The 22,284-nt window shown below is 58.0% G+C and carries 22 protein-coding genes, 2 tRNA genes and 1 pseudogene; 15 read left to right on the top strand and 10 right to left on the bottom strand.

Annotated features, from left to right (window positions below):
• Nucleotide 1: 1 nt before the first annotated feature.
• Together purL and ACTJK5_RS13830 are read right to left on the bottom strand one after the other, a co-directional pair.
• On the bottom strand, nt 2-2,236 hold the full coding sequence (purL, locus tag ACTJK5_RS13835; RefSeq protein ID WP_440612705.1) for a phosphoribosylformylglycinamidine synthase subunit PurL: 2,235 nt from the start codon (nt 2,234-2,236) through the stop codon (nt 2-4).
• A 114-nt stretch (nt 2,237-2,350) separates the two neighbouring features.
• Nucleotides 2,351-3,763 (bottom strand): PLP-dependent aminotransferase family protein, encoded by a 1,413-nt coding sequence (locus ACTJK5_RS13830; protein WP_440612704.1) that lies wholly within the window; start codon nt 3,761-3,763, stop codon nt 2,351-2,353.
• Between the two features lie 94 nt (nt 3,764-3,857).
• Here ACTJK5_RS13830 and ACTJK5_RS13825 point away from each other — a divergent pair, with 94 nt between their 5' ends.
• The 5 genes from ACTJK5_RS13825 to ACTJK5_RS13805 all read left to right on the top strand — a co-directional run bounded on the left by ACTJK5_RS13825 (nt 3,858) and on the right by ACTJK5_RS13805 (nt 6,249).
• Nucleotides 3,858-4,151, top strand: a complete 294-nt coding sequence (locus tag ACTJK5_RS13825) for a DUF1127 domain-containing protein (protein ID WP_112519653.1) — start codon at nt 3,858-3,860, stop codon at nt 4,149-4,151.
• Between the two features lie 225 nt (nt 4,152-4,376).
• Nucleotides 4,377-4,451, top strand: a tRNA-Glu gene (locus tag ACTJK5_RS13820).
• An 89-nt stretch (nt 4,452-4,540) separates the two neighbouring features.
• Complete coding sequence (locus tag ACTJK5_RS13815; RefSeq protein WP_440612703.1) at nt 4,541-5,122, top strand: hypothetical protein; 582 nt, start codon at nt 4,541-4,543, stop codon at nt 5,120-5,122.
• 65 nt (nt 5,123-5,187) lie between these two features.
• A complete protein-coding gene (locus ACTJK5_RS13810) occupies nt 5,188-5,631 on the top strand; it encodes a VOC family protein (protein WP_313558640.1) in 444 nt (147 codons plus the stop codon).
• 75 nt (nt 5,632-5,706) lie between these two features.
• Nucleotides 5,707-6,249: a lipocalin family protein gene (locus tag ACTJK5_RS13805; RefSeq protein ID WP_416334219.1), complete on the top strand. Its 543-nt coding sequence runs from the start codon at nt 5,707-5,709 to the stop codon at nt 6,247-6,249.
• Nucleotides 6,250-6,334: 85 nt separating this feature from the next.
• Here ACTJK5_RS13805 and tyrS read toward each other — a convergent pair whose 3' ends face one another.
• On the bottom strand, nt 6,335-7,588 hold the full coding sequence (gene tyrS, locus ACTJK5_RS13800) for a tyrosine--tRNA ligase (RefSeq protein ID WP_113225862.1): 1,254 nt from the start codon (nt 7,586-7,588) through the stop codon (nt 6,335-6,337).
• A gap of 174 nt (nt 7,589-7,762) precedes the next feature.
• Here tyrS and ACTJK5_RS13795 point away from each other — a divergent pair.
• Nucleotides 7,763-8,308, top strand: a pseudogene (locus ACTJK5_RS13795) (GNAT family N-acetyltransferase).
• Between the two features lie 100 nt (nt 8,309-8,408).
• On the opposite strand, the gene ACTJK5_RS13790 reads toward ACTJK5_RS13795, so the two are convergent.
• Entirely contained in the window at nt 8,409-9,086 is a 678-nt protein-coding gene (locus tag ACTJK5_RS13790) for an alpha/beta hydrolase (protein ID WP_062441481.1), read from the bottom strand.
• A 211-nt stretch (nt 9,087-9,297) separates the two neighbouring features.
• Between ACTJK5_RS13790 and ACTJK5_RS13785 the strand changes: the two genes are divergently transcribed.
• From ACTJK5_RS13785 to sufA, 8 genes are all read left to right on the top strand, one after another.
• Entirely contained in the window at nt 9,298-10,467 is a 1,170-nt protein-coding gene (locus ACTJK5_RS13785; protein WP_440612702.1) for a cysteine desulfurase family protein, read from the top strand.
• 201 nt (nt 10,468-10,668) lie between these two features.
• Nucleotides 10,669-12,138, top strand: coding sequence for a Fe-S cluster assembly protein SufB (gene sufB / locus ACTJK5_RS13780; protein WP_062441476.1), 1,470 nt, complete (start codon nt 10,669-10,671; stop codon nt 12,136-12,138).
• The gene (locus ACTJK5_RS13775; RefSeq protein WP_113180290.1) at nt 12,138-12,359 is read left to right on the top strand and encodes a hypothetical protein; all 222 of its coding nucleotides are present in this window, start codon (nt 12,138-12,140) and stop codon (nt 12,357-12,359) included. The genes sufB and ACTJK5_RS13775 overlap by 1 nt, the downstream gene beginning before the upstream one ends.
• Nucleotides 12,360-12,370: 11 nt before the next feature.
• Nucleotides 12,371-13,126: a Fe-S cluster assembly ATPase SufC gene (gene sufC / locus ACTJK5_RS13770; protein WP_440612701.1), complete on the top strand. Its 756-nt coding sequence runs from the start codon at nt 12,371-12,373 to the stop codon at nt 13,124-13,126.
• Between the two features lie 24 nt (nt 13,127-13,150).
• Nucleotides 13,151-14,422: a Fe-S cluster assembly protein SufD gene (gene sufD, locus ACTJK5_RS13765; RefSeq protein ID WP_062441470.1), complete on the top strand. Its 1,272-nt coding sequence runs from the start codon at nt 13,151-13,153 to the stop codon at nt 14,420-14,422.
• Nucleotides 14,415-15,668 (top strand): cysteine desulfurase, encoded by a 1,254-nt coding sequence (locus ACTJK5_RS13760; RefSeq protein WP_440612700.1) that lies wholly within the window; start codon nt 14,415-14,417, stop codon nt 15,666-15,668. Before sufD ends, ACTJK5_RS13760 begins: the two co-directional genes overlap by 8 nt.
• Before the next feature lie 23 nt (nt 15,669-15,691).
• The gene (locus ACTJK5_RS13755; protein ID WP_112519658.1) at nt 15,692-16,099 is read left to right on the top strand and encodes an SUF system Fe-S cluster assembly protein; all 408 of its coding nucleotides are present in this window, start codon (nt 15,692-15,694) and stop codon (nt 16,097-16,099) included.
• Between the two features lie 109 nt (nt 16,100-16,208).
• The gene (gene sufA / locus ACTJK5_RS13750; RefSeq protein WP_440612699.1) at nt 16,209-16,598 is read left to right on the top strand and encodes a Fe-S cluster assembly scaffold SufA; all 390 of its coding nucleotides are present in this window, start codon (nt 16,209-16,211) and stop codon (nt 16,596-16,598) included.
• Between the two features lie 68 nt (nt 16,599-16,666).
• Here the strand turns inward: sufA and ACTJK5_RS13745 are convergent, their stop codons facing one another.
• From ACTJK5_RS13745 to ACTJK5_RS13725, 5 genes are all read right to left on the bottom strand, one after another.
• A complete protein-coding gene (locus tag ACTJK5_RS13745; protein ID WP_112953869.1) occupies nt 16,667-17,602 on the bottom strand; it encodes an MYG1 family protein in 936 nt (311 codons plus the stop codon).
• A 75-nt stretch (nt 17,603-17,677) separates the two neighbouring features.
• Nucleotides 17,678-18,160 (bottom strand): transcription elongation factor GreA, encoded by a 483-nt coding sequence (gene greA / locus ACTJK5_RS13740; protein WP_335323787.1) that lies wholly within the window; start codon nt 18,158-18,160, stop codon nt 17,678-17,680.
• 73 nt (nt 18,161-18,233) lie between these two features.
• Nucleotides 18,234-19,442: an ABC transporter permease gene (locus ACTJK5_RS13735; RefSeq protein WP_440612698.1), complete on the bottom strand. Its 1,209-nt coding sequence runs from the start codon at nt 19,440-19,442 to the stop codon at nt 18,234-18,236.
• Complete coding sequence (locus ACTJK5_RS13730; RefSeq protein WP_343108480.1) at nt 19,432-20,154, bottom strand: ABC transporter ATP-binding protein; 723 nt, start codon at nt 20,152-20,154, stop codon at nt 19,432-19,434. Before ACTJK5_RS13730 ends, ACTJK5_RS13735 begins: the two co-directional genes overlap by 11 nt.
• Nucleotides 20,155-20,168: 14 nt before the next feature.
• A complete protein-coding gene (locus ACTJK5_RS13725; protein ID WP_113180294.1) occupies nt 20,169-21,467 on the bottom strand; it encodes an efflux RND transporter periplasmic adaptor subunit in 1,299 nt (432 codons plus the stop codon).
• Between the two features lie 257 nt (nt 21,468-21,724).
• On the opposite strand from ACTJK5_RS13725, the gene ACTJK5_RS13720 reads away from it, so the two are divergent.
• A tRNA-Pro gene (locus ACTJK5_RS13720) sits at nt 21,725-21,801 on the top strand.
• 260 nt (nt 21,802-22,061) lie between these two features.
• Here ACTJK5_RS13720 and ACTJK5_RS13715 read toward each other — a convergent pair.
• Nucleotides 22,062-22,202, bottom strand: coding sequence for a hypothetical protein (locus ACTJK5_RS13715; protein ID WP_165457054.1), 141 nt, complete (start codon nt 22,200-22,202; stop codon nt 22,062-22,064).
• Between the last annotated feature and the right edge of the window lie 82 nt (nt 22,203-22,284).

Raw genomic sequence — 22,284 nt, 5'->3', positions numbered from 1 at the left:
CTTATTCTGCTGCGACGAGTGTCTCGCCGTCCATGAACTGAGGGAACCACGATTCATGGGCATTGCGCAATTCTTTAATCTCGACCGCGCGCGCCGTACCCAGCTTTACCGAAGAGCCGCCGGTCTTGCCGATAACGGCGAGCGAAACGCCTGCCGAAGCAGCCTGCGCCTTGACGGTTTCGAGATCGGACTGCTTGACGGTCAGGACATAACGGCCCTGATCTTCGCCATAGAAAGCCAGGATCGGGTTGTTGCCGGATAGCGTTTCGATCGTCGCGCCAATGTCAGATGCCATCGCCATTTCGGCAACGGCTAGAGCGAGTCCGCCGGAGGAGCAATCGTGAACCGCGCTCGTCAGGCCTTCTGTGATGACGGTGCGAACAAAGTCACCGGTCTTCTTTTCGCTGTCCAGATCGACATGCGGGGCAGGGCCGTCGATGCGGCCATGAATGTCGCGCATGTAAACCGACTGGGCAATGTGGGTACCAAGTCCCTCAGGCGCGCCAGCGAGCAGAATGACCTCGTCAGCTGCAGCAAAGCGAATACGCGCCATTTTCGACCAGTCCTTCAGAAGGCCCACGCCGCCGATGGTCGGGGTCGGCAGGATAGCCTGACCGTTGGTCTCGTTATAGAGCGAGACGTTGCCCGATACGATCGGGAATTCCAGCACCTTGCAGGCTTCGCCAATACCCTTGATGGCATGGACGAGCTGGCTCATGATCTCCGGCTTTTCGGGATTGCCGAAGTTCAGGTTATCGGTTGCCGCCAGTGGCAGTGCGCCGGTGGCGGTGATGTTACGCCAGCATTCGGCCACAGCCTGCTTGCCGCCTTCGAAGGCGTCGGCTTCCACGTAGCGCGGGGTGACGTCGGAGGAGAAGGCAAGCGCCTTCGTCTCATGGCCCTCGACGCGCACAACGCCCGCGTCGCCGCCCGGCAGCTGCAGCGAGTTGCCCTGGATCAGCGTGTCATACTGTTCGTAAACCCAGCGGCGCGATGAATTGTTGGCAGAGCCGACAAGCCTGATGAGCGCATCTGCAATATCGGTTTCCGGAATGTCGTTTTCGGAAAGCGGCGCGGAGACCTTTGCTGGTGTCCACGGACGGTCATATTCCGGCGCCTGATCGCCCAGTTCCTTGATCGGCAGATTGGCGACTTCCTCGCCATTGTGCAGAACGCGGAAGCGCAGATCGTCGGTGGTCTTGCCGACGATGGCGAAGTCCAAGCCCCACTTGACGAAGATCGCCTTGGCGACCTCTTCCTTGGAGGGCTCGAGAACCATGAGCATGCGCTCCTGGCTTTCGGACAGCATCATTTCGTAGGCGGTCATACGCTCTTCGCGAACCGGAACCTGATCGAGGTTCAGCTCGATGCCGAGATCACCCTTTGCGCCCATTTCGACTGCCGAGCAGGTGAGACCGGCAGCACCCATGTCCTGAATGGCGATGACGGCGCCCGTCTTCATTAGTTCCAGGCAGGCTTCCAGCAGGCACTTCTCGGTGAAGGGATCGCCAACCTGAACGGTCGGACGCTTCTCTTCGATAGACTCGTCGAACTCCGCAGAGGCCATCGTCGCACCACCGACGCCGTCACGACCGGTCTTGGCGCCAAGATAGACGACAGGAAGACCAACGCCCTTGGCTTCCGACAGGAAGATGGCATCGGACTTTGCTAGACCGGCTGCGAAGGCGTTGACGAGAATGTTGCCGTTGTAACGCGGATCGAACTCCACTTCGCCGCCCACCGTCGGAACGCCGAAGGAATTACCATAGCCACCGACGCCGGCAACGACGCCTGCCACGAGGTGGCGGGTCTTTGGGTGGTCGGGAGCGCCGAAACGCAGCGCGTTCATGGCAGCGATCGGGCGCGCACCCATGGTAAAGACGTCACGCAAAATACCGCCGACGCCGGTTGCCGCACCCTGATAGGGCTCGATATAGGAAGGGTGGTTGTGGCTCTCCATCTTGAAGACGACGCAGTCGCCATCGTCAATGTCCACCACGCCGGCATTCTCGCCAGGCCCTTGGATGACGCGCGGACCTTTGGTCGGCAGCGTCTTCAGCCACTTCTTCGACGACTTGTAGGAGCAGTGCTCGTTCCACATGGCGGAGAAGATGCCAAGTTCGGTAAAGGTCGGCTCGCGTCCGATCAGGTCGAGAATGCGCTGATATTCATCGGGCTTCAGCCCGTGGGATGCAACGAGTTCCGGGGTGATCTGAATATGATTTGGAAGTGTCATAGGTCTCACGGGGTTCGAGCCGGTACGGGAATTTCCGGTTCTTTACCCTAAGACATGCATTCTTGCGATAGGAAAATGGCTCAGCAGGCCTTCAATTCAGCGTCTTCGTCGCCTCTACTCAATGCTGTCGTAGCCCGCAGAACCGTTGTCGAGCAGCCTTCTGAGGACGCCGAGCCCGCGTTTTAATTCGTCATGGGTCTTGGGCAGCGAAAAGCTGATCCGCACCCGATGGAAGATCCGGTCGGTTCTGGCTGGCTTGAACTCATCTTCATCGTCGATCAGGACATTCTCGTTCATCGCCGCATTACGAAAAGTGCCGGACAGCCAGGGTTCGGGAAGTTTCACCCAGACGAAAGCGATGCCCGGTGCGCTATTAAAATCCACCCCCTTCAAGGTTTCGCTGACGATGGCTTTTCGCGCCTCGATCTCGTCTATGCACCCCTTTCGGATACCCTCCGCATCGCCGCTGATCACCAGTCGCGCAGAAAGCTCCGCCATCAGGAAGGGAATGCCACCAGTCAGCATCTTGTGAGCCACGCGAATGCGCGTGACGAATGGAGGTGGGCAAGCCACCCAGCCGCCACGCAAGCCCGCGCTGACCGATTTTGAAAGGCCGTTCACCAGGAACGTTCTTTCCGGCGCAAGTTCGGCGATCAGCGGCAGGGGGTTGCCGGTCATGGCGCCGTAGAGATTGTCTTCGACGATCCAGACATTGTGGCGATGGGCGATCTCGACGATTGCCTTGCGGCGCTCAAGCGGGAGTGTTGAGCAGGTTGGATTTTGACCGGCAGGCATCAGAAAAACGATCTTCGGGTGCTGCTGTGCGCAGATCCGTTCGAACTCGTCCGGGATGATGCCATTGGCATCAATATCTACGATCGATATCCGCCGGCCGGAAAGCGATGCGGCGCGGCTGATTTGCGAATAGGTGACGGGTTCGAAGACGATACGGTCCCCGGGCGCGGTCATGGCGGTAATGATGCTCATCACGCCCGCATGGGCGCCAAGCGTTGTGACGACATGTTCCGGCTTGGGAGACCAGCCTTGATGGGAAAGCCACCTTGCCCCCGCTTCCGCCCAGAAGGATGGGAAGGAGCGGGTGTAGTCCATGATCTCGGACGGCTTCTCCCTGACAATCTCGGTCACATGCGATGCGATGATCTCCTGCTGGCCATTATCCGGCGCTGCGGTGCCATTGAAGGCGATCTGGCCGGGCGCCGCCAATGACACCCTTGTGCCGCCGAAGGGGCTCTCGACCGCCTTCTGCGCCGCCTCCGCAGGCTTGCGGTCATTCACATAGGTTCCGCGACCAACTTCGCCGCTGACGAGGCCACGCTCGTGAATCAGCGAGTAGGCTCGGCTAATGGTGCCGATCGTAACCCCCAGGTCATAGGCGAGATTTCGCTGCGGCGGCAATTTTGTCCCCGGAGCCAGAACGCCATCTTCGATGGCAGATTCGATATGGTCGGCAAGGCGGACATAGATTGGGCCGGAGCCCTCGGCAAGGTTTGGGAGCCAATTTGTCATGGTGACAATATATGCATTGTACCCCTATAGATGTCAATTGTATTGATTGTCTCGAAGATCAAGCAGAAGGGCAGAACGCCAGGCAGGTACAATCATGCGCAGGATGGAAGAATATCTAGCAGTAGCGGAACAGGAGAGCGTTGAGCCGACACCGGCAAGGTTTGTCCGCGATCAGATGACACCCGCCAGGCTTTTTGTGCCGACGGAAACGCAAAGCGTTCTTGCCCGCGTGTTGCAGCGCCTCGCATTCTGGTATGTCAAACGGCAAAGCCGGCTGAGCCTCTATGATCTTTCCCCTGAACAACTCGCAGATATCGGGCTGTCCCGAACGGAAGCCTATGAGGAGACCCGAAAGGCGTTCACATTGAGCTGGACGCGTTTTCTCTGAGGACCTGCTTCTCGATGCGGATACGCATCGAGATGAGAAGCCCGCAGCACCTGTCCCAACCGGTGCAGCGGGCTTTTTGCTATCGAACAAGCTTTTGTTTTGAATAGGTAATCCTTGTTATTCAGGGCGTTGCGACTGCGATGTCATTTTTTTGTCAAATCCTGCATTTTACCGCTTGCGGTATCGAAAACCTCTGACTATAAGGGCGCCACAAACCAAGCGCACGCGCCCTTCGTCTATCGGTTAGGACGTCAGATTTTCATTCTGAAAAGAGGGGTTCGACTCCCCTAGGGCGTGCCACTTGGCTTTGTACTCCCCCTCAAAATTGCCTTTCCCAACATCTATTCGCCGCGTTTCTTGTTGCCTGCACAAATTGCACGAGGACGCTCATGACCACCCGCTTGTTTCTCATCGGCGGATCTTCCCATGCCGGGAAATCGACGCTGGGCGAGGCCGTCGCCAACCATTTCGGTTGTCGTTGCATTTCGACCGACAGTCTGGCGAAGCATCCTGGACGGCCCTGGCGCGATCCGCCTGAGCAATTGCCGCCGCATGTCGTTGAACACTATCGCGATCTGGCGCTGGATCAGATGATGCAATCCGTGCTCGCCCATTATCGCTCCATGTGGAGCCCACTCGTGCTGCCACTGATCGAGAGCGGAGAGCGTCTTGTTTTAGAGGGCTCGGCGCTCTTGCCGGAACTCGTTTCACAGTTGGATATGCAGCATGTGCAGGCAATTTGGCTCGTTGCTGCCGAGGGCGTGCTGGAGCGCCGGATCACAGCAGAGAGCGATTATGAGTCGCGCGATCCCGATGCACGGTTTCTGATCGACAAGTTTGCTCAACGGGCGGTCGCGTTCAATCGCTTCGTCGGCGAGGAGGCATCACGTCTCTCCCTGCAAAAGATTGAGGTGGGTCGCGAGACCTCGATCAACGAATTGCTCCAGCTTCGCCTGGAAAAACCCAGGTAAGGTTTGCAGTTGACCCGATCCGCCATTGCATGATGTTTGTGAGCGTCATTCTGGGAGGATTTTTCGTGACATCGAATGTACCGTTTTCGCTTGTGGGAATAGATCACGTCGTGCTGCTGGTCGACGACATGGAAAAGGCACTCACCTTTTACCATGAGGTGCTGGGATGCCGGCCGGGCTATTCCTATCCGGCACTCGGCATGGAGCAGGTCTGGTGCGGCGCGTCGCTGATCGTTTTGTGGGATATCACTCACCCAGGCGGCCAGAAAGCTGCGCCACCGGTGGCCGGTGGACGAAATGTCGATCATATCTGCATCGCGACGGGACCGTTCGAGCACGATGACTTGCGAGTGCATCTTGAACATCATGGCGTGATCATCGAGCGTGAGGCGATGCATGGCGGGGCGCGTGGAATGGGGCATTCCTTTTATATCCGCGATCCTTTCGGTAATTTGTTGGAGGTGAAGGGACCGGCAGAATATCCGGATGGGCGCGCTGTGACCGCCTGATCCTCATCACCATCTTGTTGATGCAACCGCTCCGCAAGCCAAGCGTTTCCGGCAACACCTTTGCGGAGAACCAGCATGAACACACTGCTTCGATGGGCCAGCGCAGGCCTCGTCTCGTGCGCCTTGGGCATCAGCTTCTTTTCCCCGGCGCAGGCCGAGATGGCGAAAGCGCCAGCGGTTGCGCAGACCGACATGTCGCACTACCGCGGGAAGTGGCTTGAAATTGGCAGAACACCCATGTGGCTGACCGATGGCTGCGTTGCCGGTTATTCGATCTATAAGCCTGGTTCCTCGCCCGGTCAGGTGCTGGTCGAAGATGGATGCCGCGAAGGATCGCCGACCGGAAAGCTCAAGACCGTCGAGGGTATTGGAACGATAACGGACGCGAAAACGACCAAGGCGAAGATGCGGGTTCGCTATCCGCTCTTCATCACCTTCAATTACTGGGTGCTCTACAACTCGCCGGACAAGACGTGGTTTATCAGCGCAACGCCTGACATGGAGAATCTGTGGATTTATTCTCGCTCCGTTCCGTCTAAAGCCAAGCTGGCTGTGATGGTCAGGAAAGCAAAGGAACTCGGCTATGATACCTCGAAGCTCGAGTTTCCTGAGTTTTGATGTCGCCAATTGTTGGGCGGCGTTGCATTGCAGTTTGGGATGATCCGAGGGCCGCTTTCGCGGCCCTGAGACTTTGGCAAATGGTTTAGGCCGGGCGCACCAGAATGTGCTTCTTCTTGCCAAGCGAAAGCTTGATGACGCCATCTGCCGTCACTTCGCCCGCGCCGATAAGTTTGCGTTCATCCGAAACGCTCTCGTCGTTGATGCGCACCGCACCACCCTGAACGTGACGACGGGCTTCGCCGTTGGACGCGGCAAGACCTGCACGCACGATCAGCGAGAGAAGACCGATGCCTGCTTCCAAGTCAGTCTTCGGCACTTCGATCGACGGCAAGTTGTCGGAAAGCGCACCTTCCTCAAAAGTCTTGCGAGCGGTTTCGGCAGCCTGTTCTGCGTTTTCCCGACCATGAAGCATCGCGGTGATCTCGGTCGCCAAGATCTTCTTGACCTCATTGATCTCCGAACCGCCGAGAGCTGAAAGCCGAGCGATCTCGTCCATTGGCAGTGTGGTGTAGAGCTTGAGGAAGCGGGAAACATCCGCATCTTCCGTGTTGCGCCAGTACTGCCAGAAGTCGTAGGCCGACAGCATGTCGGGGTTAAGCCAGACAGCGCCGTTGGCCGACTTGCCCATCTTCGCACCTGAGGATGTGGTCAGAAGTGGCGAGGTCAGCGCGTAAAGCTGCGGCGTTCCCATGCGATGGCCGAGATCGATCCCGTTGATGATGTTGCCCCACTGATCCGAACCGCCCATCTGCAGCCGGCAACCGGTGCGCTTGTTCAGCTCTACATAGTCGTAGGCCTGGAGGATCATGTAGTTGAACTCAAGGAACGACAACGACTGCTCGCGGTCTAGGCGTGTCTTGACGCTTTCGAAGGACAACATGCGGTTGACTGAGAAATGCCGACCGACATCGCGCAGGAACTCGAGATAGTTGATGTCACGCAGCCAGTCGGCGTTGTTGATCATCAAGGCTGGCGTATCCGCGCGATCGTAGTCGAGGTAGTTCGAAAACACCCGCTTGATCGAGGCGATGTTGCTCTCGATCGTATCGATGGTCATCAACTGACGCGCTTCGTCCTTGAAAGACGGATCGCCCACCATACCGGTGCCGCCGCCCATCAGCGAAATTGGCTGATGGCCTGTCTTCTGCATCCAGTGCAGCATCATGATCTGAATGAGGCTACCCGCGTGGAGGCTGGGCGCCGTCGGGTCATAGCCGATATAGGCAGTCACGGTTTCCTTGGCGAACAGTTCGTCGAGACCTGCCTCATCGGAGATCTGGTGAATGAAGCCGCGCTCATCGAGCGTGCGGAGGAAATCGGACTTGAACCTGGACATAACCTTTTTCTTTCTGGGATTAGTCGTGACCTTCACTGCATTTCAGTGAATGGCAGCGGCTTTATCATTGTTTTTTGGAAATTACACCCGTTTCGGCCATGAATGTTCGCTTCGATGGCCGCTTAGTCGCTACGTGGTGGGCGATAGCGGTACGGCAATGGAAAGGTAGGAAAAATGCGCGAGCAAGTCATAGTCGAGACTGAGAGGCTGAAAGTGACAATGTGGGCGCCCGGTGACGTCACGCTTGTCCATCAACTGCATTCAACAATCGAGACGACTCGCTATCTCACAGGATCGGCACCCTAGAGCAACGAGAAATGCGAAGAACGATTGTCGCGTTGGATCGATGATCACCACAGTTATGGCACCACGAAATACAAGCTCCTGTCACGTGACGACGATCGTTTTCTAGGAAGGGCAGGTTTCTCCTTCTTTGGAGGCGAGAGACCCGATTTCGAGTTGGGTTATTCGCTTTGCCAGACGGAGTGGGGCAGGGGCTATGCGACAGAGATCGGCATGGCATTGCGAAACTGGTTCTTCGACCGAAAGATCGCCGACAAGTTCATCGCCTTCACCCACCCGGACAATATCGCCTCTCAGAAAGTGCTGACCAAGATCGGCATGCGACCGTGCCAGCCGATGACTGTCGAGGGGATCGTGTGTCCGACATTTGAATATACTGCTGCCATGCATGACCAGATCGCAGCGCGATTGAGTTGATGTGAGTCCGGGCCGGTCAGAGCATCAGGCTTGAAATCCAGCACTGTTCCAACAAAAAACCGCCGGAGTGACCGGCGGCTCTGAAGGTTCTTTGGATCTTTTAGCGGATGCGCTTGGCCGCGGGCTCCGGCACTAATTCGCCATTCAGGCGGCGATCGAGATAGTCGCCGCATTCGCTCATCAACTCGTCCACCTTGCCGCTGAAGAAGTGGTTTGCGCCAGGCACTGTGCGGTGGGTGATAAGAATACCCTTCTGGGTTTTCAGCTTTTCCACCAGGCCGTTGACATCCTTTTCCGGTGCAACCTTGTCCGCATCGCCATTGATTATCAGGCCGGACGACGGGCAGGGGGCGAGGAATGAGAAGTCGTAGGTGTTGGGCTGCGGTGCAATCGACATAAAGCCTTCGATTTCAGGACGGCGCATCAGGAGCTGCATGCCGATCCATGAACCGAAGGAGTAGCCGGCGACCCAACAGCTCTTGGAATCAGGATGCAGGCTCTGCACCCAGTCGAGCGCGGACGCAGCGTCCGACAATTCGCCAGCGCCGTGGTCGAACTCACCCTGGCTGCGGCCGATGGAGCGGAAGTTGAAACGCAACGTCGTGAAACCGCGCTTCTGGAACATGTAGAAGAGCTGGTAGACGATCTGATTGTTCATCGTGCCGCCAAACTGCGGATGCGGATGAAGAATGATGGCGATCGGTGCGCTTTTTTCCTTGGAGGGCTGGTAGCGGCCTTCGAGACGACCTGCGGGGCCGTTGAAAATAACTTCAGGCATAGGTACTCCGGTCGGTTTTTATGTTTCTGACTCTTTCCCCGCGCAAGAAGACTTGACGTGGATGGTCAGCTTTTCTAAAACCTAGTTTAGAACTGTTCGAAACTTGCGTTCCGTGGCGCTGTTGGTGGTGTCATAAGGCAAGGGTGACGGAAATTTCAAGGAAAATGCGCTCTGAGGCGCGAATGATCGGGATAAAGGCACGATTTGCGCCATGGGCACAGCGGAGCGCACATATCTGGACTGGAATGCGACAGCACCTTTGCTGCCGTCCGTCCGTGACGCGCTTGTTTCTGCTCTCGATCTATCCGGCAATCCCTCGTCTGTTCACAAGGAAGGACGTGCCGTTCGCGCCGCCGTTGAGGCTGCGCGTCGGGATGTGGCTGCGTTGGTCGGCGCTGATGCATCGCACGTCGTTTTCACCAGTGGCGCGACGGAAGCTGCAAATCTTGTGCTGTGCCCGCACTTTAAAATGGGCCGTTCGCCCTTAAATATAAGCCATCTCTATGCATCCGCCATCGAGCATCCGGCAGTTCGCGAGGGCGGACGGTTCAGCAGGTCCGCAGTCACGGAAGTTCCGGTGACGGGGAAGGGGCTGCTCGATATCGAAGCATTGGAAAGCCTGCTTTCGCTACACGACCGGGCATTGGGCCTGCCGATGTTGGCGTTGATGCTGGTCAACAATGAGACAGGCATCATACAGCCAGTGAAAGATGCGGCGCGGCTCGTTCATGCTGCCGGTGGCTTGCTCGTGGTCGATGCCGTCCAGGCGGTAGGGCGCATCCCGGTGGAGATCGAAGCGCTGGACGCAGACTTCCTGATCGTGTCGTCACACAAGATCGGTGGCCCGAAGGGCGTTGGCGCCCTGATCTCCCGCGGTGAAGTGATGATGCCTTTGCCGCTGATCCATGGTGGCGGGCAGGAAAAGGGTCATCGGTCTGGTACCGAGAACACGCACGCTATTCTCGGTTTTGGTGTGGCCGCAAAAGAAGCGGCACGGATGCAAAAGGCGGAAAGCGCGCGTTTGGCCTCGTTAAGGAAGCGGCTGGAAGACGGAATGCGCGTCTCCGCGCCGGATGTCATCATCCACGGTGCGGATGTCACGCGCGTCGGCAACACGACCTTCTTCACGCTTCCCGGCTTGAAGTCGGAAACGGGGCAGATCGCCTTCGATATCGAAGGTGTCGCTCTCTCAGCCGGGTCGGCCTGCTCTTCGGGTAAAGTCGGAGAGAGCCATGTGCTGACGGCCATGGGGCAGGATCCGAAGCTCGGTGCTCTGCGCATTTCACTCGGGCACGCGACAACGGTAGATGATGTAGAGAAGGCGGTCCGCGCCTTTGGCAAGATTGCAGGACGGCGCAAGCTTTCCGGTCAGGCAGCCTGAGGGCTGGGATAAACTGCGAAATGTCAAAATTTCGCTTGCGGTGCGGTGGGAAAAACGCCAACCCGCTCTTAAATAAACGCATGAAAGCGCTGGCCTCAGATGGCTCCCGCATTTATGTGAAGCGCGAATGAAGGCGGGGGTTCCGTCTTGATACGTTGACAAGCCACCGGACCTTGTATCCGGCGAGATTGGAGAACGACAATGGCAGCGGTTCAGGAAACGATCGATCAGGTTCGCCAGATCGATGTGGACCAGTACAAATACGGTTTCGAAACCGAGATCGAAGTCGATAAGGCGCCTAAGGGTCTGTCGGAAGAGGTCATCCGGTTCATTTCCGCCAAGAAGCAGGAGCCGGAGTGGCTGCTCCAATGGCGTCTTGACGCTTATCAGCGCTGGTTGACGATGGAAGAGCCCACCTGGGCGCGCGTCAATTATCCAAAGATCGACTTTAACGACCTTTATTACTACGCTGCGCCAAAGAGCACGCCAGGTCCCAAGTCGCTTGAAGATGTCGATCCTGAGCTGCTGAAGGTCTATGAGAAGCTCGGCATTCCGCTGAAGGAACAGGAAATCCTGGCCGGCGTCGAGAACCGTCGCGTGGCCGTGGATGCCGTGTTCGACTCGGTTTCCGTTGTTACGACCTTCAAGGAAGAGCTGAAGAAGGCGGGCGTGATCTTCATGTCCATCTCGGAAGCTGTTCGCGAGCATCCCGAACTGGTGAAGAAGTATCTCGGCTCCGTCGTGCCGACGACCGACAACTTCTATGCGACGTTGAACTCGGCGGTCTTTACCGACGGTTCCTTTGTGTTCATTCCGAAGGGTGTGCGTTGCCCAATGGAGCTTTCCACCTATTTCCGCATCAATGAGAAGAACACGGGCCAGTTCGAGCGCACGCTGATCATTGCGGAGGAAGGCGCCTACGTTTCCTATCTGGAAGGCTGCACCGCACCGCAGCGCGACGAGAACCAGCTTCACGCCGCTGTGGTCGAACTCGTGGCACTCGACGATGCCGAGATCAAGTACTCCACCGTCCAGAACTGGTATCCGGGCGACAAGGAAGGCAAGGGCGGCATCTACAACTTCGTGACCAAGCGCGGCGATTGCCGCGGTCATCGCTCGAAAATCTCCTGGACGCAGGTCGAAACCGGTTCTGCCATCACCTGGAAGTACCCATCCTGCATTCTGCGCGGTGATGACAGCCGCGGCGAGTTCTACTCGATCGCTGTCTCCAATGGTTACCAGCAGGTCGATTCCGGCACCAAGATGATCCATCTCGGCAAGAACACGTCGAGCCGCATCATTGCTAAGGGCATCGCCGCAGGCTTCTCGGAAAACGTCTATCGCGGGCAGGTCTCGGCTCATCGCAAGGCGACCAATGCGCGCAACTTCACGCAGTGCGACAGCCTTCTGATTGGCGACAAGTGCGGGGCGCATACCGTGCCTTACATCGAAGCAAAGAATGCCTCGGCGCATTTCGAGCATGAAGCAACGACATCCAAGATTTCCGAGGATCAGCTGTTCTACTGCTTGCAGCGTGGCATTCCCGAAGAAGCCGCGATCGCGTTGATCGTCAACGGCTTCGTCAGGGACGTCATTCAGGAGCTGCCGATGGAGTTTGCTGTCGAAGCGCAGAAGCTGATTGGTATCTCGCTGGAAGGTAGCGTCGGCTAATGAACGAGCCCCGCCTGACGACAAGCTCACGCCTCCTGGTGTTGGGTATTTTCGTCTCGATGGTCGGGGTCTTCATTGGACTTGCCGGGCTGATGGCGGGCTATGAGTTCGCCAAGCCAATTTTAATCGCAAGCGCGGTCGGGATGATTGCCGTCCTTTGGCTCTCCGACGTGTTTGGACCATTTGACCGTTTCTCTTCTCGCAAGAGAAAACAAGATTGAGAGATAACAACATGCTTGAAATCATCGACCTGCACGCAAAGATCGCCGATACCGAAACCGAGATCATCAAGGGTCTGAACCTGAAGGTTGCCGCTGGCGAAGTGGCGGCCATCATGGGTCCTAACGGCTCCGGCAAGTCCACGCTGTCCTACATCCTTTCGGGCCGCGAAGACTATGAAGTGACCTCTGGCGACATTCTCTACAATGGCGAGAGCATTCTGGAGCTGGACGCGGCAGAACGCGCTGCCAAGGGTATCTTCCTCGCCTTCCAGTACCCGGTCGAAATACCAGGCGTTGCGACCATGCAGTTCCTGAAGGTTGCGATGAACGAGCAGCGCAAAGCACGTGGCGAAGCTGAACTTACAACGCCTGACTTCATCAAGAAGGTGAAGGAAGCGGCTGGCGATCTGAAGATCAACATGGACATGCTGAAGCGCCCGCTCAATGTCGGCTTCTCCGGCGGTGAGAAGAAGCGCGCGGAAATCCTGCAGATGGCGCTGCTCGAGCCGAAGCTCTGCGTGCTGGACGAGACAGACTCCGGTCTCGACATCGACGCGCTGAAGATCGTTGCCGATGGCGTCAACGCATTGAAGTCGCCGGATCGTGCGACCGTCGTCATCACCCACTATCAGCGCCTTCTCGATTACATCGTGCCGGACAGCGTCCATGTTCTTTATAAGGGCAAGATCATCCGTTCGGGCGACAAGGCACTGGCGCTGGAACTGGAAAACAATGGTTACGCTGACATCATCGGTGAAGCGGCCTAATTAATGGGCCAGGAGACCATGTCCATGAATATTCAGACGACAAACAGGCTGACACCTGCGGAAACCGCACTGGTGGAAGCCTTCACAGCTAAGTTCACCGAACTTCCCGGCAATGGCGATGTCGTTGCTGCGCGCGACGTGCTGTTCGACGACCTGAAGACCGCCGGTCTTCCGACGCGTCGCATCGAGGCCTGGCACTATACCGATATGAAAACCCTGCTGCGCAGCATCCCCGAGGATGCCTCTGCGCCGGTGATCGAGAAGCGTGATTCAGCTGTTGCCGGATCGCAGGTTGCCTATCTACGCCACGGGAAGTCGGCAGATACCGAGATCGTTGATTTCGAAGTCGCAAGCTTTGCCGAAAGCCTGCTGGATGGCACGGCTGCCGGCTCGCTTGTGGCGGCTGACAAGGACGACATGATCGGCCGCCTGAATGGCAGCTTCGTGCGCGATGGTTACTCGGTGACCGTGCCGGATGAGGCCCAGATCGAGCGTCCGCTCGAGCTTCAGGTGATCCATGGCGCCGGGCAGGTTCACACCCGTTCGCCAGTTCGCTTCGGCAAGGGCTCAAAGGCCACGATCATCGAGCGTCATCTGTCGGTTGCGGCGGAAGCAGCACTCGTCACGCATGTCACCGATCTCGAGGTTCAGGACGGGGCGGAAGCCACCTATATCCTTTTGCAGCAGCAGGGTGCAGCCGATACGCATCTGGCTCAATTGCGCATCAAGCTTGGCGCGGACGCCAATCTTCGCCTCTTCATCATCAATGCAGGCGGCAAGCTCGTGCGCCAGGAACTGCGCATTGATGTGGAAGGTGAGGGCACCGATCTCTCCGTGCGCGGCGTCAACCTGCTGGGTGGCGAAACCCATACGGATGTGACGATGGTTCTCGGCCACAACGTGCCGAACACGACCTCGACGGAAATCTTCCGCAACGTCGTGTTCGATCGTGCCAAGGGCATCTTTCAGGGTATGATCCGGGTCGCGCCCGATGCCCAGAAGACAGACGCCAAGATGTCCTGCAACACCCTGCTGATGTCCGACGATGGCGAGTTTTCGGCAAAGCCTGAACTTGAAATCTTCGCAGACGACGTTCAGTGCGGCCATGGCGCAACGGTTGCCGATATTAGCGACGAACACCTTTATTACCTGATGGCGCGTGGCGTGCCGCGGGCGAAGGCGCGTGCCATGCTGGTGAACGCATTCGTCGCGGCAATCGTCGAAGAGTTGGAAGACGACAATCTGGTAGAGGCGCTGGAAGGTATCATCTCCAGCTGGCTGGAAGATCATGCCTGATAACAGCGAACGCGCCGTCAGAGCGGCTCCCTACGATGTCGAGGCCGTGCGCAAGGATTTTCCAATCCTTTCGCGTGAGGTCTATGGCCAGCCGCTTGTCTACCTGGACAATGGCGCGTCCGCGCAGAAGCCGCAGGTGGTCATCGATGCGGTGTCGCATGCCTATTCCAACGAATATGCCAATGTGCATCGCGGCCTGCATTTTCTCTCCAATGCGGCAACAGATGCCTATGAAGCATCGCGCGAAAAGGTGCGGCGCTTTTTGAATGCCGGTTCGGTGGATGAAATCGTCTTCACCAAGTCCTCCACCGAGGCGATCAACACGGTCGCCTATGGCTACGGCATGCCGAAGATCGGCGAGGGCGATGAGATCGTTCTCTCGATCATGGAGCACCATTCCAATATCGTGCCTTGGCATTTAATCCGCGAGCGGCAGGGCGCCAAGCTCGTCTGGGTGCCTGTGGATGACGAAGGCGCGTTTCATATCGAGGCTTTCGAAAAAAGCCTGACGGAGCGCACCAAGCTCGTCGCCATCACCCATATGTCCAACGCGCTCGGCACCATCGTGCCCGTCAAGGAAATTTGCCGCATTGCCCACGAGCGCGGGATTCCCGTGCTGATTGATGGCAGCCAGGGCGCGGTTCACATGCCGGTCGATGTCCGCGATATCGATTGCGACTGGTACGTGATGACGGGCCATAAGCTCTATGGCCCATCGGGTATCGGCGTTCTCTACGGCAAGGCCGACCGGTTGAAAGAGATGCGTCCCTTCCAGGGCGGCGGGGAAATGATCCTCGACGTCTCTGAGGACGAGATCACCTATAACGAGCCGCCGCACCGTTTCGAGGCGGGCACGCCGCCGATCGTTCAGGCGATAGGTCTCGGCTACGCACTGGACTATATGGATAATCTCGGACGCGCGGCGATCGCTGCACATGAGGCGGATCTTGCCGCCTATGCCACCGAACGTCTGCGAGACATCAACTCTCTGCGCATCATCGGCAATGCGCCGGGGAAGGGTGGCATCTTCTCCTTTGAGCTTGAAGGCATCCATGCCCATGATGTCTCGATGGTCATCGACCGCCGCGGCGTCGCCGTGCGCGCTGGTACACATTGCGCCATGCCACTCTTGAAACGCTTCGGCGTGACCTCCACATGCCGAGCATCATTCGGGCTTTACAATACCCGCGCGGAAGTGGATGCGCTGGCCGAAGCACTCGATTACGCCCGCAAATTTTTCGCCTGACATCGGAATTGAGGATCAGGACCATGAGCACCGATACGACCGAACAGCTGCAGGATCTGGCACAATCGCCTGCAGAAGAGGCTGTGCAAGCCCCTGCCAAGACCTCCAGCATCTCCCCGGATGAGCTGGCGCGGCTCAGCGACGACGTCGTCGCCGCGCTGAAGACCGTCTACGATCCGGAAATTCCCGCCGATATTTTCGAACTTGGTCTCATCTACAAGATCGACATCGAAGACGACCGGATGGTCAAGATCGTCATGACGCTGACTGCACCCGGTTGCCCCGTTGCCGGAGAAATGCCGGGCTGGGTGGAAAACGCGGTTGGCGCCGTCGAGGGCGTATCCGGCGTGACGGTTGAAATGACCTTCGATCCGCCCTGGACGCCGGATCGCATGTCGGAAGAAGCGCAGGTTGCGGTGGGTTGGTACTGAGCGCCGTCGATTGCACAATCGACAACACTTGATACGTCTCGACGCAAGACTAGATTTAAGTCCATAAACATCGGGCCTTGAACCCGACTGTCGAAGGAGTGATGAGCCCATGGGCTTTGCAGTGATGACAATGACGGAGGCTGCGGCCGCTCGCGTCAAGGCGATCGTCGATAATTCCGGCGCTGAGGCCAAGGGCGTGCGCGTCGGGATCAAAAAGGGCGGCTGCGCCGGGATGGAATATACGATCGATCTCGTGACCGAGCCTGATGCCAAGGATGACCTGATAGAGCATGATGGTGCAAAGGTCTGGATTCAGCCATCCGCCGTGCTCTACCTGCTCGGCACGCAGATGGATTTCGAAGTCACCAAGATGCGCTCCGGCTTTACCTTCAACAATCCGAACCAGACATCGGCATGCGGCTGCGGCGAGTCCGTCGAACTGAAGGCCGCAGACCTTGCCATGCTCGCCAAGCAGCGTGAGGCTGAGGCTAGCGTCTGAGAAATGCCTGTTGGCATTGCGGTGCTTGTTCCCAAGCACCGCAACACTTCATTTTCCAAAGACGGTACTTAAGCGGATTGCCCCTCTAACAGGGCTTCCTGTGTCGCAATTTCGGCCATCGTCATTGCGGCTTCTCGCGTCTTTGCAGCTGCAATAAAGCGACCATTATGACAGAAGGTTGCCCCTTCAACGCCGCTTGCCTGCTCCAGATCGCCGTTGGTCAAGCCAGCCCAGGAGACCGGCAAATCGGCGCGAAGCTCAAAGCCTTCTTCCGCGCGGCGGATGCCTGTGACGCACCAGTCCTTGTCACGCGGATGAACGACGAAGAGCAGATGATCGGCACCGGCCTTGACGATCGCTGGTCTGAAAGGCATGCCGATCGGCAATTCCAGGATACGGCTTTCGCCGGTGCGCTCTATGGCTTTGAGAACGAGCGTTTCTGCTCGCAGCTTTGCGGCCTTCTTCTCGATGCCGGCTTCGACAAATGCGCGAGCAATCGCAAGCGCGCTCTGGAAGGCTGCGTCGTCAGCACCTGGTTCACGGTTGTCGAATGAAGGTTTCAAGGTTTCCAAAAGAGACGGCAAGGTGAGACCGGCAAGCTCGCCGGCAATCGCCGGGCTCAGCGCCCCGTTGTCGGTAAGGTCGATCGGTAGCACAAAGCTCTTGTCGAAAGACGCGTGGACGTTTTCGATATCGGCGCCAGCAACGCCAAGCGCGGTGAGATAATCACGACCGTAATGTTTCCACACAAGGCCAAATGAGCTGTATGGCTGACCATCGTCACGCAGCGGCGCGCCGCGCTGGTGGTGATCGAAGATCTGCGCCTCGGCATCATAGGCGCCGCCGACATCATAGATGACCCGGTCTTGCGCAGGGGTGATCCACTCCGGCGCGCGGCTGCGAACGATCTTGGCCGTCGGATAAAGCCGGGTGAGAATGACGCTGGAGAGCAATTCATCGGCATGGAAGCCGCCGGAATGAGTGACGAGGAATTCCACCGCCATGGCGCAGTAAACCTTTTGCTGAAAGTCAAGTAATCGGGGAGTTACCCGTTATTTCGACCTGCTGCAACTGGCGGCTTATTGAATGGCCGTAATTTCCAACTCTTGCTCGCCGACAGTGACAATATCACCAACGGCCTTGCCGTTGAGAGCGCGAGCGACGGGGGAAACATAGGAAATGGACCCGGCCTTCGGGTCGGCCTCATCTTCGCCGACGATACGGTAGGATTGCACGCGGCCATCTTCACGCGTGAAAGTGACGGTACTTCCGAAGGAGACACTATCGTTTGCCTCGGGTGCGGGCATAATCTGGGCGGTGCGCAGCCGCTCCGCCAGATAGCGGATATCGCGCAAATGTGGCGCGATCTGGCGCCGGCGTTCGTTCACGTCCTCCACCGCATTGGCAATCTCATGCGCGGCGCGGGCAGCTTTCATCTGTTCTTCAAGGAGCTTGAGACCTGCTTCGGTGACGAGGTTGGGATGTTGCGAGACAGGGCGATCCGGCAGCTGGGTTTCTGCTGCAGTTTCCGCACTCTCTTCTTTTACAAACGCAACGCTCACGGTCCAACTCCCTCAATTCTCGCTCGTTTTCATATGGGGAGCGCAGGGCGCTTCAGCAAGCTCGACTGACCCGTTACTCGTGGCGCAATGCCTCGATAGGGCTGAGGCTTGCGGCACGGCGAGCCGGAAAATAGCCGAACACCACGCCAATGGCGGCCGAGAAGGCGAAGGCGACCGCGATGATCACCGGGCTGGTGACGAAGGGCACGCCAAGGAAGCTGACGACCGCATAGGCCAGGCCAAGGCCCGTCAAAATCCCCGCGGTCCCGCCGAAGGCCGAAAGCATGACGGCCTCGACGAGGAACTGTGTCAGAACCTGCTTTTCCAGAGCGCCGATCGCAAGCCGGATGCCGATCTCGCGCGTTCGTTCCGTCACCGACACCAGCATGATGTTCATGATGCCGATCCCGCCCACCAGAAGACTGACGGCGGCGACAGCGCCGAGCAACCCGGTCAGCAGGGTGGTGGTACCGGTCATGGCGGACGCGATCTGCGCCATGTCGTTGACAGTGAAATCGTCCTGGCGGCCAAGCCCGATGCGCCGGAGCTCGCGCAGCAGATTTTCCAGGTCGGACTGCACTTTTGCAGTCGAGACTCCATCCTGGGCAGAGACCATTATGGAGGAAATCGTCGTCGTGCCGCCAATGCGGCGCTGATGAATTTTCAGCGGCATGATCACGGTGTCATCCTGATCATCGCCAAGACCTGATTGCCCCTTGCGCCCCAGAACAGCGATGACCGGGCAGGAGATGTTGCTGACGCGGATCGTCTGTCCCACCGGATCGGACGATCCGAACAGTTCCTGTCGAACGGTTTCACCGATGATACAGCCGATCTGTCCGCCACGGTCTTCAGCGGGCAGAAACTCGCGGCCAAGCGCTATCGTCCAGTCCTGCGCGATCAGATAGTCGTTGGTGGTGCCAACGACGCTTGTCTGGTGGTTCTTGCCGCCATAAATCACCGTTGCCGCTGATGAGCGGTTCAATGGCGCGACAGCCCGCACACCGCTGATCTGGTCGCGGATGGCCTGTACGTCGCTATCAGTGAAGCGTTTGGCATCGACACTGGCGCGACCGGGGCCGAATTGTCCGGGCCTGACGAAAAGCATATTGGTGCCGAGGCGAGAAAGCTCAGACTTTACCTGCTCCGTCGTGCCGTTGCCGATGGTGACCATGGCGATGACCGCTGCCACACCGATAACGACGCCGAGCACGGTGAGGAAGGAGCGCAGCATGTTGCGGCTGATGGCGCGCATGGCGAGCCTGACGGTCTCAAAGAACATTGGTGGCCTCCATTCCATGCTTGACGGCGCTGTCCGAACCCAGGCGGCCATCGACAAAGCGCAGCAGGCGCTTGGCATGGGCGGCGATATCTTCTTCATGGGTCACCATCACGACGGTGATGCCGCGATCGCGATTGAGCGAGGTGATCAGGTCCATGATCTCGATGCTGGTTTTGGTATCGAGATTGCCTGTCGGCTCGTCGGCAAGAAGCAAGGCCGGCTTGGTGACGATGGCACGGGCAATTGCCACGCGCTGCTGCTGCCCGCCGGACAGCTCCTGCGTGGTGTGGTGTTCACGCCCCTTCAGCCCGACCTGCGCCAAGGCCTCCATGGCAAGCGCCCGCCGCTCTGCGGATTTCATGCCGCGATAGATCAAAGGCAACTCGACATTCTCGACAGCCGAGGTGCGCGACAGCAGGTTGAAGCCTTGAAAGACAAAACCCAGCATGTGGCGGCGAAGCAGCGTCAGGTGCTCATTGTCAAAGCCGCTGGTGGGCACGCCCTGAAACAGATATTCTCCCGATGTGGGCGTATCCAGGCAGCCGATGATGTTCATTGAAGTGGACTTGCCGGAGCCGGATGGTCCCATGATGGCAACGAAGTCGTGTTCATTGATAGACAGGCTGACGCCGTCCAGCGCCCGAATGGCCGCTTCGCCTTTGCCATATTGCTTCACGACATCGCGGAATTCGATCAGGGGCGGTGCGCTCATGCTTCCATTCCCGCCTAGCTGCTGCGTTGGGTTGCGTCGGTGATCACCTGGTCGCCGGGCTTCAACTCGTCCGAGGTCACGGCGGTGAACTGGCCGTCGGTGGAGCCCGTCTGGACCGATACGCTGACAGGCGTGCCGTTGCGCAGAACCCAAACCTGACGCTTGCCCGCCGCTGCCTGCTCGGCGCCGCTGCCGCGCGAGCGGTTCATGCGCGGAGGGCGGAAAAGGCCCATCAGCCCGCCGCTGCGCGAAGCGTTCTCCCGCGGTGGGGTGTAGCGCAAGGCGGCATTAGGAACGAGCAGCGCATCTTTGACATGTTCGACCACGATATTTGCGGTCGCCGTCATGCCGGGGCGCAGCAGGAGTTCGGCATTATCCACCGTCAGAATACCCTTGTAGGTCACGACGTTGGAGACGGTTTCTGAAGCAAAACGAACGGTTTCGATTTTCGCCGGGAAACGGCGCTCGGGATAGGCATCCACATTGAAGGTGGCCTCCTGACCAGCCTCCACCTTGCCGACATCCGCCTCATCGATCGAGACCTGAAGCTCCATGCGGCGCAGATCCCCGGCGATGGTAAAAAGCACCGGAGCGTTCAGGGACGATGCCACCGTTGCACCTGGATCGACATCGCGCGTCAGGATCACGCCATCGATCGGAGACACAATCTTCGCCTTGCTGAGATTGACTTCCGCAAGCCGCAGATCCGCCTCGGATGAAAGCACCGTCGCTTCATTGACCTCCAGCGTTGCCGCAGCCGCATCGCGGTTGAACTGCGCCGCATCGAGATCCTGCTGACTGGAGACGCGGTTCTGCACCAGCGATCTCAGCCGCTCCAGCGATGTGTTGGCCGAGCCGAGATCGGCTTTCGCTTTTGCGACATTGGCTCTGGCGGAAGCAAGCTTGGCGCGCGCGCTCTGCACATCGGCCTCAAGTTTGTTGGTGTCGAGTTCAGCCAGAATGTCGCCCGCTTTCACCGGACTGTTAAAGGTGACGTTGACCTTGCGGATCGTGCCGGAGAGCTCGCTCGATATATCCACCTGGTCGGTGGGCTGCACCGAACCGGTGGAGGTAACAATGACGGAGAGATCGCCGCGCTTTGCTTCCTGCGTCGTGTAGGTGTAGGCGACGCGCGCACCGGCAAAGGCAAAATAGTATGTCGCCGCGCCAGCAACCATCAGCAGCGCGAGAATGATATAGAGCGAACGCCTGGATTTCTTTCTTCCGGTTTTCGAAGACACCAGAATGTCGCGAAGATCGGGCTTCGCTTCCTGGCTGTTCGGTTTTTCGCTACTGGCGTCCAAGTGGTTCATTCCCGTTGTCTGAGAGATTGCAGAAGTTGTGCCTTGATAGGTGGCTATCTGAGGAAGCTACTGCAACTGCTAAAATACGTCTGCTGGATCGCACGGCTGGAAGGGTGGGTGAAGTGAAAACTTCGTAATCTTCCCGCCAGGTGCATCCCGTCCCACAATCAGGGACGCCTGAGCCGATTGAGAAAAAACAAACGGAAAGGTGATTTTAGCTGTTGCAGGGTGTGCGGTAACCGTGTATCTCCCGCTCACGACATCGGCGGAGTGTAGCGCAGTCTGGTAGCGCATCTGGTTTGGGACCAGAGGGTCGGGAGTTCGAATCTCTCCACTCCGACCATTCGACAAATCACTGATTTGTCTGGATTTGTAATTTCCCTTACATTGTTGAAATTGCTCTGGTGAGCGTATGTGAACGTTAAGCGTGTTCTGCTGGGCTTGCTGTTTTCAATACGATCGACGTCTCGCAATGTGATGTCGAGGCGCCGATGGATTGCGTTTTGATTTGTGGTCTCAAGCCTTGGTATTGTCGGGCGCCTCTGAAGGCTGTCCTGCAGGAAGATGGATGGACTCCTGCCGCGCGCCGTGAGGCCTCCAGCCTCATACTCCGTATTGGAAGTGCACCCAGATCAAAGCGCAGAGCGCAATGCCGCCAATAATGACGGCGAGCAGCTTGCTCTGGCCGGGACGGGGCTTCTTCGGCGGTTGTGGCTTGCGAAACTTGATGACGTTATCGCTCATGATGCGTGTCTCCTCTTAGGTGTCGCGATAGAATATGCTTCGAGCGTCCCATTCAAGCGTGGCTCTCGCTTTTTCTGTTGGT

It is taken from the genome of Agrobacterium sp. 22094, from assembly GCF_052046015.1.
GTDB lineage: Bacteria > Pseudomonadota > Alphaproteobacteria > Rhizobiales > Rhizobiaceae > Agrobacterium > Agrobacterium cavarae.
Note: the sequence above shows the minus strand (reverse complement) of the source record. Positions and strands in the feature narration are given on the sequence as shown.

What these genes read in the sequence shown, in the direction of transcription:
- purL (WP_440612705.1), bottom strand. Translation starts at nt 2,236, where the DNA reads ATGACACTTCCAAATCATATTCAGATCACCCCGGAACTCGTTGCATCC.
- ACTJK5_RS13830 (WP_440612704.1), bottom strand. Translation starts at nt 3,763, where the DNA reads ATGACAAATTGGCTCCCAAACCTTGCCGAGGGCTCCGGCCCAATCTAT.
- ACTJK5_RS13825 (WP_112519653.1), top strand. Translation starts at nt 3,858, where the DNA reads ATGCGCAGGATGGAAGAATATCTAGCAGTAGCGGAACAGGAGAGCGTT.
- ACTJK5_RS13815 (WP_440612703.1), top strand. Translation starts at nt 4,541, where the DNA reads ATGACCACCCGCTTGTTTCTCATCGGCGGATCTTCCCATGCCGGGAAA.
- ACTJK5_RS13805 (WP_416334219.1), top strand. Translation starts at nt 5,707, where the DNA reads ATGAACACACTGCTTCGATGGGCCAGCGCAGGCCTCGTCTCGTGCGCC.
- tyrS (WP_113225862.1), bottom strand. Translation starts at nt 7,588, where the DNA reads ATGTCCAGGTTCAAGTCCGATTTCCTCCGCACGCTCGATGAGCGCGGC.
- ACTJK5_RS13790 (WP_062441481.1), bottom strand. Translation starts at nt 9,086, where the DNA reads ATGCCTGAAGTTATTTTCAACGGCCCCGCAGGTCGTCTCGAAGGCCGC.
- ACTJK5_RS13785 (WP_440612702.1), top strand. Translation starts at nt 9,298, where the DNA reads ATGGGCACAGCGGAGCGCACATATCTGGACTGGAATGCGACAGCACCT.
- sufB (WP_062441476.1), top strand. Translation starts at nt 10,669, where the DNA reads ATGGCAGCGGTTCAGGAAACGATCGATCAGGTTCGCCAGATCGATGTG.
- ACTJK5_RS13775 (WP_113180290.1), top strand. Translation starts at nt 12,138, where the DNA reads ATGAACGAGCCCCGCCTGACGACAAGCTCACGCCTCCTGGTGTTGGGT.
- sufC (WP_440612701.1), top strand. Translation starts at nt 12,371, where the DNA reads ATGCTTGAAATCATCGACCTGCACGCAAAGATCGCCGATACCGAAACC.
- sufD (WP_062441470.1), top strand. Translation starts at nt 13,151, where the DNA reads ATGAATATTCAGACGACAAACAGGCTGACACCTGCGGAAACCGCACTG.
- ACTJK5_RS13760 (WP_440612700.1), top strand. Translation starts at nt 14,415, where the DNA reads ATGCCTGATAACAGCGAACGCGCCGTCAGAGCGGCTCCCTACGATGTC.
- ACTJK5_RS13755 (WP_112519658.1), top strand. Translation starts at nt 15,692, where the DNA reads ATGAGCACCGATACGACCGAACAGCTGCAGGATCTGGCACAATCGCCT.
- sufA (WP_440612699.1), top strand. Translation starts at nt 16,209, where the DNA reads ATGGGCTTTGCAGTGATGACAATGACGGAGGCTGCGGCCGCTCGCGTC.
- ACTJK5_RS13745 (WP_112953869.1), bottom strand. Translation starts at nt 17,602, where the DNA reads ATGGCGGTGGAATTCCTCGTCACTCATTCCGGCGGCTTCCATGCCGAT.
- ACTJK5_RS13735 (WP_440612698.1), bottom strand. Translation starts at nt 19,442, where the DNA reads ATGTTCTTTGAGACCGTCAGGCTCGCCATGCGCGCCATCAGCCGCAAC.
- ACTJK5_RS13730 (WP_343108480.1), bottom strand. Translation starts at nt 20,154, where the DNA reads ATGAGCGCACCGCCCCTGATCGAATTCCGCGATGTCGTGAAGCAATAT.
- ACTJK5_RS13725 (WP_113180294.1), bottom strand. Translation starts at nt 21,467, where the DNA reads ATGAACCACTTGGACGCCAGTAGCGAAAAACCGAACAGCCAGGAAGCG.
- ACTJK5_RS13715 (WP_165457054.1), bottom strand. Translation starts at nt 22,202, where the DNA reads ATGAGCGATAACGTCATCAAGTTTCGCAAGCCACAACCGCCGAAGAAG.